The 15,638-nt window shown below is 62.5% G+C and carries 15 protein-coding genes; all 15 read left to right on the top strand.

All coding sequences use genetic code 11. The features are described 5' to 3' along the window. Positions 1-253: 253 nt before the first annotated feature. A complete protein-coding gene (locus CEX87_RS04205) occupies positions 254-1,708 on the top strand; it encodes an aromatic ring-hydroxylating dioxygenase subunit alpha (RefSeq protein WP_094286220.1) in 1,455 nt (484 codons plus the stop codon). Further along, a complete protein-coding gene (locus tag CEX87_RS04210) occupies positions 1,705-2,301 on the top strand; it encodes a 3-phenylpropionate/cinnamic acid dioxygenase subunit beta (RefSeq protein WP_094286099.1) in 597 nt (198 codons plus the stop codon). Before CEX87_RS04205 ends, CEX87_RS04210 begins: the two co-directional genes overlap by 4 nt. Continuing rightward, positions 2,298-2,603: a hypothetical protein gene (locus CEX87_RS04215; RefSeq protein WP_094286101.1), complete on the top strand. Its 306-nt coding sequence runs from the start codon at positions 2,298-2,300 to the stop codon at positions 2,601-2,603. Before CEX87_RS04210 ends, CEX87_RS04215 begins: the two co-directional genes overlap by 4 nt. Next, positions 2,600-3,403, top strand: coding sequence for a 3-(cis-5,6-dihydroxycyclohexa-1,3-dien-1-yl)propanoate dehydrogenase (gene hcaB / locus CEX87_RS04220; RefSeq protein WP_094286103.1), 804 nt, complete (start codon positions 2,600-2,602; stop codon positions 3,401-3,403). The genes CEX87_RS04215 and hcaB overlap by 4 nt, the downstream gene beginning before the upstream one ends. Positions 3,404-3,431: 28 nt before the next feature. Further along, positions 3,432-3,632, top strand: a complete 201-nt coding sequence (locus CEX87_RS04225) for a ferredoxin (protein WP_094286105.1) — start codon at positions 3,432-3,434, stop codon at positions 3,630-3,632. Next, the gene (locus CEX87_RS04230) at positions 3,629-4,870 is read left to right on the top strand and encodes an NAD(P)/FAD-dependent oxidoreductase (RefSeq protein WP_094286107.1); all 1,242 of its coding nucleotides are present in this window, start codon (positions 3,629-3,631) and stop codon (positions 4,868-4,870) included. The genes CEX87_RS04225 and CEX87_RS04230 overlap by 4 nt, the downstream gene beginning before the upstream one ends. A gap of 547 nt (positions 4,871-5,417) precedes the next feature. Next, the gene (locus CEX87_RS04235) at positions 5,418-6,503 is read left to right on the top strand and encodes a cupin domain-containing protein (protein ID WP_094286109.1); all 1,086 of its coding nucleotides are present in this window, start codon (positions 5,418-5,420) and stop codon (positions 6,501-6,503) included. Between the two features lie 18 nt (positions 6,504-6,521). After that, entirely contained in the window at positions 6,522-7,526 is a 1,005-nt protein-coding gene (locus CEX87_RS04240) for a dihydrodipicolinate synthase family protein (RefSeq protein ID WP_233151268.1), read from the top strand. Between the two features lie 18 nt (positions 7,527-7,544). After that, positions 7,545-8,435, top strand: coding sequence for a VOC family protein (locus tag CEX87_RS04245; RefSeq protein WP_094286111.1), 891 nt, complete (start codon positions 7,545-7,547; stop codon positions 8,433-8,435). Positions 8,436-8,481: 46 nt separating this feature from the next. Then, positions 8,482-8,868, top strand: a complete 387-nt coding sequence (locus tag CEX87_RS04250) for an SCP2 sterol-binding domain-containing protein (RefSeq protein ID WP_094286113.1) — start codon at positions 8,482-8,484, stop codon at positions 8,866-8,868. A gap of 199 nt (positions 8,869-9,067) precedes the next feature. Then, complete coding sequence (locus tag CEX87_RS04255; RefSeq protein ID WP_233151269.1) at positions 9,068-10,123, top strand: dihydrodipicolinate synthase family protein; 1,056 nt, start codon at positions 9,068-9,070, stop codon at positions 10,121-10,123. Positions 10,124-11,014: 891 nt separating this feature from the next. Continuing rightward, the gene (locus tag CEX87_RS04265; RefSeq protein WP_094286222.1) at positions 11,015-11,524 is read left to right on the top strand and encodes an aromatic-ring-hydroxylating dioxygenase subunit beta; all 510 of its coding nucleotides are present in this window, start codon (positions 11,015-11,017) and stop codon (positions 11,522-11,524) included. Between the two features lie 170 nt (positions 11,525-11,694). Next, positions 11,695-13,422: an FAD-binding protein gene (locus tag CEX87_RS04270; RefSeq protein ID WP_233151286.1), complete on the top strand. Its 1,728-nt coding sequence runs from the start codon at positions 11,695-11,697 to the stop codon at positions 13,420-13,422. Next, entirely contained in the window at positions 13,419-13,709 is a 291-nt protein-coding gene (locus tag CEX87_RS04275; protein WP_069417028.1) for a 4Fe-4S dicluster domain-containing protein, read from the top strand. Before CEX87_RS04270 ends, CEX87_RS04275 begins: the two co-directional genes overlap by 4 nt. A gap of 195 nt (positions 13,710-13,904) precedes the next feature. After that, positions 13,905-15,365 carry an aldehyde dehydrogenase family protein gene (locus tag CEX87_RS04280; protein ID WP_094286119.1) on the top strand — a complete coding sequence of 487 codons (1,461 nt, stop codon included), beginning with the start codon at positions 13,905-13,907 and terminating at the stop codon, positions 15,363-15,365. The last annotated feature ends 273 nt before the right edge of the window (positions 15,366-15,638 follow it).

Here is a 15,638-nt window from a genome sequence, read left to right on the forward strand (position 1 = left end):
TACGGGCCCTCGCTGACTCGTCGCAAATCCCGTCGGTACGGCGACATACTGCCCGCGCGGGGGACGCCGCGTAGTGGGCGTTTCATGGGAGGCAACGAAGAGGGCTGCGCGGCAGTTCGACGTGTCAGCGAGGCCGGTTGACTCCACCGGCAAATAGACGGCATACTCTCTGCTAGACAGAGTCGAGTTCTACATAACAGTGAAGGCGCCTTCGTCAAGGATCGGGTCCCGTCGCTGAGTCATGGAGTTGAAGATGCAGGATCACGGTGAGGTGTTGGCGGCAGTACGCACTGGCATGATTCCGGCGCACGTGTACAACGACGAGCAGATTTTCTCGCTCGAGAAGGAGCGGCTGTTCAGTCGGGCGTGGTTGTTCGTCGCGCACGAGTCCGAAATTCCGCAGCCGGGCGACTACGTGGTCAGGCAAGTACTACAGGACTCGTTCATCGTCGCTCGGGATTCTGCAGGCGAAGTCCGCGTGATGTTCAATATGTGCCTCCATCGCGGTATGCAGATTTGTCGGGCGGAGATGGGGAACGCGTCGAATTTCAGATGCCCGTACCACGGGTGGTCGTACCGCAACGACGGCCGCATTATCGGACTGCCTTTTCACCAAGAGGCCTATGGAGGAGACGCGGGGTTCAACAGGACGGGTCAGACCCTCTTGCCAGCGCCGAGTGTGGCCAGTTACAACGGGTTGATCTTCCTGTCGATGGATCCTGACGCAGAATCGCTTGAAGACTACCTGGGTGATTTCAGGTTCTATCTCGATTTCTACACCAAGCAGGGCCCCAACGGTCTCGAGGTGCAGGGTCCTCAGCGTTGGCGCGTAAAAGCGAACTGGAAGATCGCAGCTGAGAATTTCGCCGGGGACATGTACCACACGCCGCAGACGCACACGTCGGTGGTCGAGATCGGCCTGTTCCGAGAGCCGAAGGCTCACAAGCGCAAAGACGGCGCAACCTATTGGGCGGGCAGAGGTGGGGGAACCACATACAAGCTGCCTGAGGGGAGTTTCGAAGACCGGATGAGCTATGTCGGCTACCCGGAGGAAATGATCAGTCGTGCCAAGGCTACCTGGACCGAGCAGCAGCGACAGGTCGTGGGCGCCGACGGGTTCATGATCTCGGCGGCGACGTGCTTTCCGAACATCAGTTTCGTGCACAACTGGCCGAAAGTCGAGGACGGCGAGCACGTCTTACCGTTCATTTCGATTCGGGTATGGCAGCCCATCAGCGAGAACGAGACTGAGGTGCTGTCCTGGTTTGCGGTGGATTCTGATGCCCCGGAAGCGTTTAAGGCGGCCTCATACAAGGCTTATTTGATGTGTTTCGGCTCGACGGGAATGTTCGAACAAGACGATGTCGAGAACTGGGTTTCGCTGACCAACACCGCGGGGGGGTCGATGGCCCGCCGACTGCGGCTAAACAGCCGGATGGGGCTGCTCGCAGACGATGCCCGGGTGGTCGACACCCTAAGCAGCGCTCAGTTCCACGGGCCTGGATACGCTCAGCTCGGTTACAACGAGAACAATCAACGGCAATTACTGAGGCTCTGGGCTGACTACCTCGACATGCCGCCGCTGCGAGTCGACCCGGCTACTGTGCTCACCGACAACCCGCAAGGTATTGAGCCAATGGTGCAGACCAATGGCCGGGCCGTCGCCGGTATCGACGCAGAGTCGGCTCCGACGTCGGTGATGCTGTGACCGTCAACGATCAGCGCACTGGTCGACCGATGGCCCCATCGGTACTCGGTGCGCACGCCGCCCGCGCCCAACGTGTGGGGGAAGCCTTGCCGTTCGACGACTCTCGCCATCTGGAGGCGCATCGCTTCCTCGTCAACGAGGCGTACCTTCTCGATGCCCAAGACTACGACAGGTGGCTGGGTGTTCTTACCGAGGACATTCACTATTACATGCCGGTGCGGATCACCACCGCCGCCGGCGCCGGATTCGATAGCTCAGCAGGAATGGCGCATTTCGACGAGAACAAATACTCACTCAGTCGCCGCGTTGCCCGATTCGCCACCGAGCATGCCTGGACTGAGGATCCGCCGTCGCGTCTGCGTCACTTCATCACCAACGTGCGCACATTCCTCACCGACGACGCCAACCACCTCGCGGTCGACAGCGCTGAGTTGTTGTTCCGCAGCCGCGGCGACGTCAATGAGTCCACGCTCCTTTCATGCGGTCGTGAGGATCTCCTACGTCGCGATGGCAACGCCCTCAAACTCGCCCGGCGCACAATCGCCGTCGATGAATCAGTGCTTCGAATGCAGAATCTGGCGGTATTCCTATGAGCTCGAATCGACCCGGCGAGGGCGCGCAGTCACCACCACAATCGGCGTGCGAGGAACTGTCGACGCTGCTGGCCGGGGCGACCGGCGAGGCACTCAACATCGCCAACGAGTTCGCAGAGGTCGTCGTGCGCCGAGTGACCACTCGCAACGGAGCTCGGCTGTTGATTCAGGCGCCAAAATCGGCGCAGTGGGTGTCGCTGGATGCCTTGGAGATCGAGGCGTTGACCTGGCAGAACCCGGCCACCTTAGCGGCCATGGTGGGGAACGCAGGGGCTCCATTGATTCTGGGCGACGAGGTATGACTGGCTGGCTGGCGGGCAAACGCGCATTGATCGTCGGAGCAGGTTCGGGTATCGGTCGGGCCACCGTCGACGCGTTCCTGAACGAGGATGCCCAGGTCGCCGTGCTCGAGTACGACAGCGATAAGTGCGCGGCGCTGCGCCAGCAGCTGCCCGACATCCCAGTAATCGAGGGCGATGCGACCACCCACACCGCCAACGACGAAGCTGTGCAGGTCGCTGCCGACGCGTTCGGCGGACTCGACACATTGGTGAACTGCGTGGGGATCTTCGATTTCTACCGCCGTATTCAGGACATCCCCGCCGAGCGACTCGACCAGGCTTTCGACGAGATGTTTCGCATCAACGTCCTGAGTCATATCCACTCAGTCAAGGCAGCAGTGCCGGCACTGATGGGCCAGGACGGCGCCTCGATCATCCTCACCGAGTCCGCTTCATCATTTTATCCAGGACGCGGCGGCCTGCTGTATGTGGCGTCGAAGTTCGCGGTGCGTGGCCTCGTCACCGCACTGGCTCACGAACTCGCGCCGAGGATCCGTGTGAACGGTGTCGCCCCAGGGGGAACGTTGAACACCGACCTGCGCGGACTCGACAGCCTCGACCTTGGCGCCCGCCGTCTGGATGCTGCACCCGACCGGGCACGCGAATTGGCAGCTCGCACACCGCTGAACGTGGCGCTATCGGGTCACGACCACGCGTGGAGTTACGTCTTTCTCGCTTCGCACCGCTCCCGCGGGCTTACCGGCGAAACGATCCGCCCCGACGGCGGTTTCAGCCTCGGACCTGCACACCAGCGCAATTGAACCCGACCAACCCAGGGAAGGAAAGCACATGGACGGAGTCATAAAGGCTAACCACGCCGTATGTCAGGGATACGCGAACTGTGTCGTAGCCGCCGATGACTATTTCGATATCGACGATCGGGGACTCGTGTTGGTCCGGAAGACGGAGGTCCCTTCCGCGGACAGGACCCGGGTCGAGGAGGCTGCGCGCAGCTGTCCGGTGGCAGCGTTGGAAGTCGTAGACGAATGACGTCACGGGTCGTCATCGTCGGCAGTTCTGTCGGCGGGGTCCGCACGGCCCAGGCGCTGCGATCGCAAGGCTACGACGGCGACGTCGTCCTCGTGGGCGAGGAAACTACACTGCCCTACGACAAGCCGCCACTATCCAAAGCGTTGCTTGCGGGTACGAGTGACATCGCCGCTGCGACGTTACTCACCAGAGAGGCTGCCGCCGCCGACGCCATCGAGCTGCGCCTCGGCCGCCGCGCGATCGGAGTGGATGTCGCAGCGTGTCAGGTGGAGTTCGCCGATGATGAGCCCCTGCACTACGACCACCTGGTGGTGGCCACCGGAGCGAGCGCGCGACCATCCCCGTGGGGCCAGGGACCGGGCGTTCATGTGCTCCGCACCCTAGAGGACTGTCTGCGGCTAAGAGCCGACCTCGTCGCCGGTGCCCGCCTCGTGGTGATCGGGGCAGGATTTATCGGGGCTGAGGTCGCATCAACCGCGCGTTCACTGGGGCGGCACGTGACGGTTATCGACCCGGTGCCGGTGCCGATGAGCCGAGTGCTCACCGAAGAGATCGGCGGGTGGTTCGTCGATTTGCATCGAGACCACGGAGTGCACACGCGATTCGGCGTCGGTGTCGAGAATATTGCGGGGGAGCGCGGCAACTTTGAGGTCCGCCTCACGGACGGGACCGTCGTTGAAGCCGACACAGTGGTGGTGGGCATCGGCGCCGTTCCGAACGACGGCTGGCTGATGTCGTCGGGACTGGTCGTCGATGATGGCCTGGTCTGCGACGAGTTCTGTCGTGCCGTCACGTCAGAGAACGTCTACGCAGTCGGCGACGTGTCGCGTTGGTTTCATCGCGCCCGCGGGGTGATGATGCGCATCGAACACTGGACAAACGCGGTCGACCAGGCCTCTTGCGTCGCGCACAATATCTCGCACCCCGATGATCTGCGCTGCTACGAGCCCGTCGAGTACGTCTGGAGCGACCAGTACGACTGGAAGATCCAGTTTTGCGGTCAAACAACTCACCTCAGTGAGCCACTCGTCGTCGGAGATCGGTCGTCCGACAATCGATTCACAGCGCTCTACCCCGATGGCGAGCAACGACTGAGCGGCGCTGCGGTCGTGAACTGGCCTCGAGCACTGATCGAGTGCAGGCGTGCCCTGCAGGCCGGCAGCGATCTCGACAGTGTGCGGGGGAAGCTCGAATTGTTGACGAACCCACCCGACACCGCCGCGACGCGATCACCATAGCGCGGCCACACCCGCCGCCGCATCGGACGTGGCACCGTACGTCCACCGAAGATGCTCGCTGCGATGTCGCAATCTTAATTCGACAACGTCTCACCAGCGGGGAAAACGGCCCTCAAGATCAACACCTTGCCGTTATCTCGCCTCACCCGATCTCGAGTTGCTCCCCAGCGCCAACAGTGTCCTCATTGTGTTGTGCACCGATCCGAGATGACTAGCGGAGCTGGCGCGACTCGGCGCGGGGCCGCCGACGTGCTGGCTGAAGAAAGATAGTCTTTCCGCAGATCGGCGCGCGAGCAGCTCAACGAACACGCTCGCAAGTCCATCCGGGAGCACCCGCGACCACCACGAAAGACGGCACCCGATGACCTGGATGGCGGCGGAGTCGGCGAATTCGTCTAGCGTGCTGCAGAACTCGACCTTTCGCCCCTCTAGGGATACTGACCCAAGAGGTCAGCTCAGTGCGGCCCGTGCGCTATTGACGCGACCGGCGGGTGCCGATAATCTCTAATTGACAGAGTGTCATTCTGCAAACCAGAGAAGGTAGCTAATGTCCACCGCCGAGAGTTCAGAGCTGCGCGAATTCGACGTCGAGCTCGAGGCTGCCAACTTACGTGGGCAGTGGATATACGACGAAATGCTGGAAAGCGTCGTCGGCGGCCCCAAGCCCGCCGGTGTTCCCTTTCTGTGGCGATGGGGCGATGTTCACGCGAAGCTTCTGAAGTCGTGCGACGTGATGCCCGAAAGTTTGACGGCGCGACGCAATCTCTCGTTCATCAATCCGGATGCCCGGGGGACCACGCACACCATGAACATGGGCATGCAGATGCTCAAGCCCGGCGAGATCGCCTATGCGCACCGCCATACCATGGCAGCGCTGCGGTTCGCTATTCAAGGCGGCCCCGGCCTGATTACTGTGGTGGACGGCGAGCCGTGCCAAATGGAGGACTACGACCTCGTCTTAACCCCTCGCTGGACATGGCACGACCACGAGAACGCCACTTCGGAGAACGTCGTGTGGCTCGACGTGCTCGATATCGGATTGGTGCTCGGACTCAATGTGCCCTTCTATGAGTCCTACGGCGAGAAGCGCCAACCTCAACGCGACGAGCCGGGAGAGCATCTCGCCGACCGCGGGGGCCTGCTGCGCCCTGCGTGGGAGCAGGTCAAGACGGCGAACTTTCCATTCCGCTATCCCTGGCGCGACGTCGAGCGGCAGCTCCAGCGGATGGCGGGCCTTGCGGGCAGTCCCTACGACGGCGTCGTCCTGCGGTATGCCAACCCCGTCACAGGCGGATCGACCATGCCGACGCTCGATTGTTGGGTGCAATTGCTGCGGCCCGGCCAGCGGACCGACGCCCATCGCCACACGTCGAGTGCCGTGTACTTCGTCGTGCGTGGCGAAGGGACAACGGTCGTCGACGACGTGGAACTTGACTGGGGGCCCCACGACAGTTTCGCGGTGCCCAACTGGAGCACCCATCACTTCGTCAACCGGTCGACGGAAGATGCCGTGCTGTTCTCGGTCAACGACATCCCCACACTCAAGGCGCTCGATCTGTACTACGAAGAGCCCGAGCTGTCATTGGGGGCGCACCCGTTTCCCCCAGTCCCCGCCAACCTCCGAGCCCGCTGACGTTTCACCGGAAAGGTAATGCCTGTGCCTGACACGAAGTTGACTGTTGATGACATCACCGGGGTCGTCGGCATCATTCCTACACCCTCCATCCCGACGGCCAACCAGCCCGACACAACATTCTCCGTGGACCTCGACGAGGCGGCGACGCTTGCCGACTCGATGGTCCGCGGCGGGGTCGACGTGCTCATGACCACAGGCACCTTCGGCGAATGTGCCTCGCTGACATGGGACGAGTTGCAAAGCTTCGTCGCCACCGTGGTCGATGCCGTCGCGGGCAGAATCCCGGTTTTCGCTGGAGCGACGACGCTAAACACCCGCGATACGATCACTCGAGGTCGTCGCCTCGGCGAGCTCGGCGCCGACGGTTTGTTCGTCGGTCGTCCGATGTGGCTGCCCCTCGATGACGCCGGAATTGTGCGCTTCTATCGCGATGTGGCCGAGGCATTGCCGAACCTTGCACTGGTGGTCTACGACAACCCGGGCGCCTTCAAGGGAAAGATCGGGACCCCGGCATACGAGGCGCTTAGCCAGATACCACAGGTTGTCGCTGCCAAGCATCTCGGACTGCTCAGTGGCTCCGCCTTCCTCTCCGACCTCCGCGCCGTCGGCGGTCGTGTGCGGCTACTGCCGCTTGAGACCGACTGGTACTACTTTGCCCGGCTATTCCCAGAGGAGGTCACCGCCTGCTGGTCGGGCAATGTGGCCTGCGGCCCTGCGCCGGTAACCCACTTGCGCGACTTAATCCGAGCCCGCCGCTGGGACGACTGCCAAACGCTCACCGACGAACTCGAGGCCGCTCTCGAGACGCTCTACCCGGGCGGCAACTTCGCCGAATTCCTCAAATACAGCATCCAGATCGACAACGCCCAATTCCAGGCGGCCGGCTTTATGCGCACCGGGCCCACCCGACCGCCGTACACCGAAGTGCCGGAGTCTTACTTGACTGGAGGGCGCGAGGCCGGCAAGAACTGGGCCGCACTCCAGCAGCGCTATGCGTCACTTACCGTCTCGAACCACTGAATCGCCCGAGGACAGCACATGTTGGTGAAGGCGTTGGGTTATGTGGGTGTGGAGTCTCCGGATGCGAAGGAGTGGTTGGAGTTCGGTCCGGAGGTTTTGGGGATGGAGGCGGTGGAGTCGGCCAGTGGGTCGGTTCTGTTGCGGATTGATGACGTCGATCACCGGTTGGCTGTGCATCACGGGGAGCGCAACCGGATGTTGTATGCGGGTTGGGATGTGGGCAGCGAGGAGGCGCTGGAGGCTGCCGGGGAGTTGCTGGATCAGCAGGGTATTGGGTTTGAGGTGGGGACCGAGGAGGACTGCGCCTCCCGCGGTGTGTTGGGCTTTTTGACGCTGTCGGATCCTTCGGGGTTGCGTCATGAGTTGTTTTACGGTCAGAAGGTGGTGCCGGGTTCCTTCCGGCCCGGTCGTGCGATGTCGGGGTTCGTCACCGGTGCGCAGGGGTTGGGTCATGTGGTGCTGGCGACGCCGGACCTCGCGCAGGCCGACCGGTTTTTGCGGGGGGTGTTGGGGTTTAAGAAGAGCGATGAGATTTACACCTTTATCGATCTGTGGTTCTACCACTGCAACCCGCGCCATCACAGCATCGCGTTGACTCCGATGCCGGGTGTGCGGGGACTGCACCACGTGATGGTCGAGGTGCAAAGTTTTGATGACGTGGGGATGGCCTATGACCTGTGCATGTCGCGCAACATTCCGCTGAGCATGACGTTGGGGCGCCATGTCAACGATCGGATGGTGTCGTTCTACGTCCGAACACCCAGCGGGTTTGACCTTGAGTACGGCTGGGACGGGGCCACTGTCGATGACGAAACCTGGACAGTCGCCCAGTACGACCGACCCAGTGTTTGGGGCCACCAAATGGTCGCCCAAACACCACCAGGAGCACTCGAAGCCGCAACAACATGAACGGCTCGACAGAAGAGACGACGAAAAACGATCATATGGAGGTGAAATGGCGATCCAGTTCCTGACCGACGACTGGGCGACTGCGGTGACCGACGCTGCCAATGCCGACGAGAAGTTCCGCATTGCAGCGAAGGGACATGACGTGCTGCTCCGCGTATCTGTGTCGCAGAGCCCGGCCAACGATGACTACTACATGCATTTCTCTGACGGGTCGCTCATCGTCGGTATCGGGTCGCCACCGCGCACGCCCGACGTGGATGCCGAGCTCAGCTACGAAACGAACGTCGAGCTGTCTCGGGGTGCCCTCAACGGCCAGACTGCGGCCATGACCGGGCAGATGAAAGCCGTCGGCAACATGATGAAAATGATGTCGATCGGAAAAGCCCAGGATCGGCTCGCAGAACTCGAGAGCGGCTTAGACATCGACTACTAGCACGGATCGCGGCGCCTAAGTTGACTTCGCCCGAGGGGCGGGATTCCACGAACGGGTATGCATCACCGACCATTGACTCAAGTCCCACCCTGGGCGGTCCCGCGCGACCATACCGCCAAAAAAAGCCATTCCGAAGATCCTCAAACCAGATTGGACACGGCTCATGACAACACGTACCAGCGAACTCGTTCCCAGTGACATGAAAGGGCTGTGGGGATTCGTGCCGGCCTGCTCGACGCCGGACGCCGCCGATGTCAACGCGGTCGACACGATCGACACCGATGCGCTGGCGTCTCTGGTTGATCGACTGGTTCGTGATGGTGTCGACGGCATCGTTACGACCGGCAGCGCCGGGGAGTCGCACACCCTTTCCGACGACGAATACCGCACGCTCATCACCACGGTCGTGGAGACGGTGAACGCCCGAGTTCCGGTGTTCGTTGGCGCCAGTACGCTCAACACGCGCGACTCGATCCGACGCGCCCGCGTCATCGCCGACCTCGGGGCGGACGGGATCATGAGCGGACCGCCGATGTATTTGCCGCAGACGGCCGAGAACGCGGTCCAGTACTACAAAGACCTCGCCGAGGCCGTTCCGGAGCTGGCGATTATGATCTACCAGAACCCGCACGCGTTCCGCATCACATTGCCGCCCGGTGCATTCAGGGAGCTGGCCCAGATTCGCAATATCGTTGCGCTCAAGCAGACCTCGATGGACATCTTCAATGTGATCGGCGCAATCAAAGCGGTCAAGGACAAGATGTCGGTCCTCGTCTTGGACCAGTTGATGTACCCCGCAATGATGTTCGGCGCTGCCGGAGCGTGGAGCATCGACGTATGCATGGGCCCCTGGCCCGCGCTTTCGCTGCGCGATGCATGCCAGCGTGGCGACTGGACAGAGGCCGCGACCATCGCCGACCAGATGCAGGCGCCATTTCGAACGCTGGGCCTGACTATGGAGGACTTCCAAGCCATGCAGTCCGCCTGGTGGAAGATCGCAATCGACACTGCGGGCTATGGGCGTGCCGGGGCTGCTCGGCCGCCCTTCGTTCACATACCGCAGACCGTCGTCGACTCCGCCCACCGCTACGGTGAACGCTGGGCAGGAGTTGCGGAGCGCTACCACCGATCAAGGGAAGCCGCCGGGCTGCCGCCTGCCGCGGCGAACGGCGCCCCCGCCTCGTCATCGACGCCGGGGAATAACCTCCAGGGCGACCTGCCGACCACCCCGCCACCTAAGCGTCTAGGTCTGTAGCCAACGTCGCCAGCCCACTCAGCACCGGCTGAACTTCGGGATGGACTGCCAAGCCGAGCACTGCGACGGTGGCTAGGTGGATCAATGCCGCCTGCTCGCGCCCACCGAACTGGTGAGCGATGACGGGTCAGCCAGTCACGATTGTGATCGAGGGCACCGTCAGGATAGCAGGTCGCACCCGACCCAACGCGTCGCCGAGCACCCAGATGTGCGGCGTAACAAGCATTTTCGCCGCCGTGCCGCGGCGAGCATGTCACAAACCACAAGCGCCACGGGCGGGCTGCCAGGGACCATGCCGGCGATCACTCGGAGATGTCCGAACCCATACGCCCGACAATCGTCAACGCCTGCCGACCCGGGGGAGTGGAGCCGGCTAACGTCCGCAACCGGAGGGTTTGTCGGCTTCGCCGCGGACAATAGCGGCGACGACCGCCGCGAGCCTTTTCTGTTCTAGAGCCCCGCGGCCGAATGCTCCCAGCAAGGCACCGACAGCACGACGACATCGCCACAGGCCTCGGCTAGACCGGCTGGGCGGTCCCGGCGCAAAGTCAAGTCGGTCAACGAGATCAACACGTCCCAGTCGCGATCTTGCTTGGCCTGCCGCAGCCTGTCGAACGCGTCGTAAATGCCTGATTCGTAAGCACTTAGCGTGATCTCGTCTAAATGAGGTGACGCGTCCGGCGCCCTGGTATCGCGCATCGGCTAAAGCCGCCACGTGTGCCGTGGGGCTGGTTCTGTGGGCTTGCTGTGGGAGCCGTTTTGGTCTCGCTTGATTCGGAGATGGCGTCTTGACGGGCCGGTGTGACGTATCTAGCATTCTCTACAGCGGAGGACGCATCTGTTCAGCAGAATAGAGCGAGTGTTGGCGGGTTGATCGAGGAGTTCGGTGTGATGAACGCGGTCGGGGTTGATCGGGATACCCGTGAGGCTGTCGAGGCGTTCATGTTCCGGGAGGCGGAGCTACTCGATGGGGGGCAGTTCCGGGAATGGTTGGGTCTGCTCGACCCCGACATCCGGTATGTGGTTCCGGTGCGTACCACGAGGGAGGACTCCGCGGGTTGGGTCGGCGCGATCGCGCACTGGAACGACGACTACACGGGCTTGGAGATGCGGGTCCTGCGCAGCGAAACGGACTTCTCGTGGGCCGAGTCGCCTCGGTCGCGGACCCGGCACTTCGTGTCCAACATCCGCACGACTGCCGGACCGGGGACTGATGGGTTGACCGTGCGCTCGAACCTGTTGTTCTTTCGCAGCCGCGGAGATAGCGGCCGCTGGGAGTTGCTCTCGGCCGAACGCGTCGACGTGTTGCGCCGGTCCGACGATTCGCTGCGGCTGGCTCGGCGTGAGGTGTTGCTCGACCACTCGACGTTGCCCATCGACAACCTGTCGGTATTCCTGTAGAGCCAGCTCCCCTCACCACCTCCGCGTGGATATCGCCAATTCCAGAAAGGGCCCGACCATATGACCACCGAAACAACCGAGACGGATTTGATCGAGATGTTGGTGAAGGCGTGACTGGCGTTTTGGGCAGTGACCTGGATGTGTCAGTCCAAGAATGCGACGTCTTGGTAGTGGGTGGGGGAATTGGCGGAGTGCGGGCAGCGCTACGGGCCGCGGAGTTGGGGTCGTCGGTAATTCTGGTGGAGAAAGCGGTGGTGTCTCGGGCAGGGCCGATGACGTATGTCCACAGCCAATACGCCCCTGATCACCGGGTGCAGGGTGAGGAGATGACGGAGTGGGCGCGCGAGTTCGTGGTGGGCAGCAATTATTTGGCCGATCAGGATTGGGTGCAGCAGTACATAGCCGAGGCCTATGACAGGGTTAACGAGCAGATCGAGTGGGGTGTGCCCTATTCCACTCATGAGGATGGGTCGCTGAAGTATGTGACGGTCCGCGGCCACAACCTTGGCACGACGCTGGGTGTGGATGGTCGCGTGTGTATGGAGATCCTCAAGGAGAGGATGAAAGCGGCGGGGGTGCGACTGTTCGAGCGGGTCGATGTGATTGATCTGCTGACCACCGACGGGTGTCGGCCCACCGCTGGTGCGGTGTGTGGTGCGGTGGGGGTAAATGTTGTCACTGGCCAGTGTCATGTCTTCACGGCGGGCAGCGTCATCCTCAACACCGGCCCTTGGTACCCCAAGCTGCATTACGCGTTCGCCGACCATTGCAGCGGGGAAGGTCATGTGGCGGCCTGGCGAGTGGGTGCTGAGTTCGCCGGCATGGAATTCGGCCAGTTCGCTGCCTGGAGTTACTTCAATCGGTCATTCTTCACACCGGGTCAAGCCAAGATTCAGGGGATCGGTGGCAAGTTCTGCAACGCGGCGGGCGAGTACTTCATGGACCGCTATGACCCGATCTGGGGCGATAAGGGCGGGTTGTTCACCATCGCGCGCGCGATCATGACCGAGATGGTCGAGGGCCGAGGGCCGTGCTATCTCGACTTGCGTCACGTACCACAGGCGGATCTAGAGGTGCTGTATGAAGTGTCTCCGACGGTGCGGCGCGCCTTTACCGAGTTTGAGGTCGATCCCTCCACTGACCTGCTGGAGGTGACCCCGTTCATCGTGCTCGGCACGAGCAGCACCAGCGGTCCCACGATCGACCTGGACGGAGCCACCACAGTGCCCGGCCTGTACGCGGCCGGGTATGGCACGGCGTGTCCGCATTTGATGTCGGGAATTTCTGGCAGCGGGATCTCGAGCTTCTCGGCTGTTGCGGGGTACCGGGCGGGCACTGCGGCGGCGGCGCGCGGCGGTCACGCGGTAGCGCGCAGTGTGTGGGAGAACCAGGCACAGGAGAGCTTCGCTGAGTATTTCGCGCCGATGCGTCGGCTGCGGCAGGTCCGGCCGGTGGATGTGTGGAAAGCCATCGGCGAGGCGACGGCCAATCCGGCATTCGCATTGTTCAAGTCGGAGGCACGGATCGATTCAGCGCTCGCTGAGCTGTACCGGATCCGGGATCGGGTACTGCGTTACGTTTTCGCGCCGGACTATCAAGAACTTAAGAAGGCGCATGAGGTGCGCGCATACCTGACGTTGGCGATCATCACCTGTGAGGCGATGAAGCGGCGCACCGAAAGTCGCGGGGAGCTGTTTCGTATCGACTACCCCTACGCCGACAACGATGAGTGGCTGAAGTGGCTGCTCGTGCGCCGGGGCAGCGGCGGTGAATTCGATCTGCAGTTCAGCGAACGCGACCTGCCGATCCAGTCGTGGCCGGTGCAGGCCCCGCCCGGCCGCCATCCAAGTCCATATACCGTGCCGCAAGGCTACCGTGAGGAGGCGGCGGTTCAGTGATCGAAAGCATCGACGAAACAACGTGCGACGGGTGCAACGTCTGCATCGACAGCTGCCCAACCGGGGTGATCCGGCTGGTGGAGGGCGACGAACCGTGGGCCACGACCAAGTGGCGAGCCAAGATCATCTACCCCAACGACTGTCATTCCTGTCGGTTGTGCGCAATCGATTGCCACGTGGACGCGATCGTTGTCAGCCACGCACTAGTGATCCCCGACCCCTTCCTCCCCGGCGTAGAGGCCCTCGACGGCAGCCGCGACGCTCCGCCCGACGAAAAGAAAACTTGATGTCCATCAGAACAGCGCAAGCCGGGTGTGTTCGGCGTCGGCAAGGTCCCGGCTACGGGGTCAGGCGATGATGACCGCCCGATGCGGCCGGCGCCGGATTCGGCACTTATCTGGCGGTCGCCGGGCGATCCTCCGATGACCCAGACATGGCTCCCACAAATCAACCGTTCCCCGCAGGAAAGTTAGGACTTCGGCATGATCAACGCAAACCTCATCATCAACGGACGTGAGGAAACATCCGACCGGACGATCGACGTCGTTAGCCCGGCTGATATCCGGGTACTGCTCGGTTCGGTCCCAGACGCCGCGCCCGGGCAGGTCGACGAAGCGGTCGCAGCGGCCGCAATGGCGTTCCCAGAATGGTCATCGCGGCCCCTGGAAGAACGCCAGGGAGCACTACTTGCCGCCGCAGGCACGATCCACGACATGATCGAGGAATATGCACCGATCCTGAGCCGGGAGAACGGAAAGATCCTCGAAGAGTCGCACGTCGACCTCGAATTCGCGTCGGGCATTTGCGGCTACACCGCAGGCATTTCGGCTGAAATCCTTGCAGACCAACAGATTCGCGACACCGGGGGCACGACCCTGATCCGCCGCCGCCCAATCGGGCCCGTGGCCGCCATCACGCCGTGGAACTTCCCGGTGGTCCTGGCATTCATGAAGCTGGCGCCCGCGCTCGTCGCCGGCAACACAGTCGTCTTAAAGCCGGCGGCAAACTCCCCGTTGGTTCTCGCCGAGATCATCCGAGCCCTCCAACAGCACTTCCCTCCGGGCGTGCTCAACATGGTCACCGGAGGCGACGCGGTCGGCGAAGCACTCGTCGCTCACCCGAGAATTCGCAAGATTGGTTTCACCGGCGGCATCGATACCGGGCGCAAAGTTATGGCCGCGGCCGCGCGCGACATCAAGCGGGTGACGCTCGAGCTGGGCGGAAACGACCCGGCGATCCTCCTCGACGATGTCGACCTTTCGCCAGAGACTATGCGGCAGATCGTAAAAGGCGCGTTCGCGACCACCGGCCAGGTGTGCTTCGGTCTCAAACGTATCTACGTGCCGACCCGCATCCACGACCGCTTCGTGGAAGCGTTCTCAGCCGCCGTGGATGAAATCGTCGTCGGGCCCGGCGACGACCCCCGAGTCACCATGGGGCCGCTGAACAACGCTCAGCAGAAGAACCTCGTCGAGAAGATCGTGGACGACGCGCGCGCGAGCGGCGCGACCGTCACCACCCTCGGGCAGCGGCTCGATTCGGCGGCCTGGGACCACGGCCACTTCATGCTGCCCAGCGTGGTTACTGCGGCTGATCCCCGCCTCGCAATCGTCGAAGAGGAACAGTTCGGTCCGGTAGTGCCCGTGCTGAAATACGACGAACTCGACGACGTGATCCGGCTCGTGAATCAATCGCAATACGGGCTTGCCGCCTCGATCTGGACGTCAGATGAAGAGCGGGCGTTCCTGCTTGGCCGTCGGTTCGACACCGGCTCCGTCTTCATCAACAGCCACACCTTCACCTCCCTCGACCCCCGCGCACCCTTCGGTGGGGCGAAAGCGAGCGGCTTGGGACGCGAATTCTCTCCAGCCAGCCTGGATTCCTACACCGAATTACAAACAATCAGCCGTCGCATCGGGCCCCCAGGCCCTCCGCTGTCCTGAGTCCGGCGGGGAGCCTGACCAACATATTCGTCACGGTCGTAGATCAGCGACGACGACGCGGCGGTATCCATGCATACAGGTAAATTCGCCGACGGTGTGAAGGCATGGCGGCGCGTGCTCTGGCAGGGCTGCCCCCATCAATGATCCATTCCGGCCCAACGTTCGCGGCGATTCGACCCTCCTAACGTAGGGACCGGCCAATAGACGTGCGTGTGCTGCCACGCCTCGACGAGGAACACACCGGTAGCGCTCTCACCGACAGTGCGCGTTATA

It is taken from the genome of Mycobacterium lehmannii (assembly GCF_002245535.1).
GTDB lineage: Bacteria > Actinomycetota > Actinomycetes > Mycobacteriales > Mycobacteriaceae > Mycobacterium > Mycobacterium lehmannii.

What these genes read in the sequence shown, in the direction of transcription:
- CEX87_RS04215 (WP_094286101.1), top strand. Translation starts at nt 2,298, where the DNA reads ATGAGCTCGAATCGACCCGGCGAGGGCGCGCAGTCACCACCACAATCG.
- hcaB (WP_094286103.1), top strand. Translation starts at nt 2,600, where the DNA reads ATGACTGGCTGGCTGGCGGGCAAACGCGCATTGATCGTCGGAGCAGGT.
- CEX87_RS04225 (WP_094286105.1), top strand. Translation starts at nt 3,432, where the DNA reads ATGGACGGAGTCATAAAGGCTAACCACGCCGTATGTCAGGGATACGCG.
- CEX87_RS04255 (WP_233151269.1), top strand. Translation starts at nt 9,068, where the DNA reads ATGAAAGGGCTGTGGGGATTCGTGCCGGCCTGCTCGACGCCGGACGCC.
- CEX87_RS04230 (WP_094286107.1), top strand. Translation starts at nt 3,629, where the DNA reads ATGACGTCACGGGTCGTCATCGTCGGCAGTTCTGTCGGCGGGGTCCGC.
- CEX87_RS04240 (WP_233151268.1), top strand. Translation starts at nt 6,522, where the DNA reads ATGCCTGTGCCTGACACGAAGTTGACTGTTGATGACATCACCGGGGTC.
- CEX87_RS04205 (WP_094286220.1), top strand. Translation starts at nt 254, where the DNA reads ATGCAGGATCACGGTGAGGTGTTGGCGGCAGTACGCACTGGCATGATT.
- CEX87_RS04250 (WP_094286113.1), top strand. Translation starts at nt 8,482, where the DNA reads ATGGCGATCCAGTTCCTGACCGACGACTGGGCGACTGCGGTGACCGAC.
- CEX87_RS04245 (WP_094286111.1), top strand. Translation starts at nt 7,545, where the DNA reads ATGTTGGTGAAGGCGTTGGGTTATGTGGGTGTGGAGTCTCCGGATGCG.
- CEX87_RS04265 (WP_094286222.1), top strand. Translation starts at nt 11,015, where the DNA reads ATGAACGCGGTCGGGGTTGATCGGGATACCCGTGAGGCTGTCGAGGCG.
- CEX87_RS04280 (WP_094286119.1), top strand. Translation starts at nt 13,905, where the DNA reads ATGATCAACGCAAACCTCATCATCAACGGACGTGAGGAAACATCCGAC.
- CEX87_RS04235 (WP_094286109.1), top strand. Translation starts at nt 5,418, where the DNA reads ATGTCCACCGCCGAGAGTTCAGAGCTGCGCGAATTCGACGTCGAGCTC.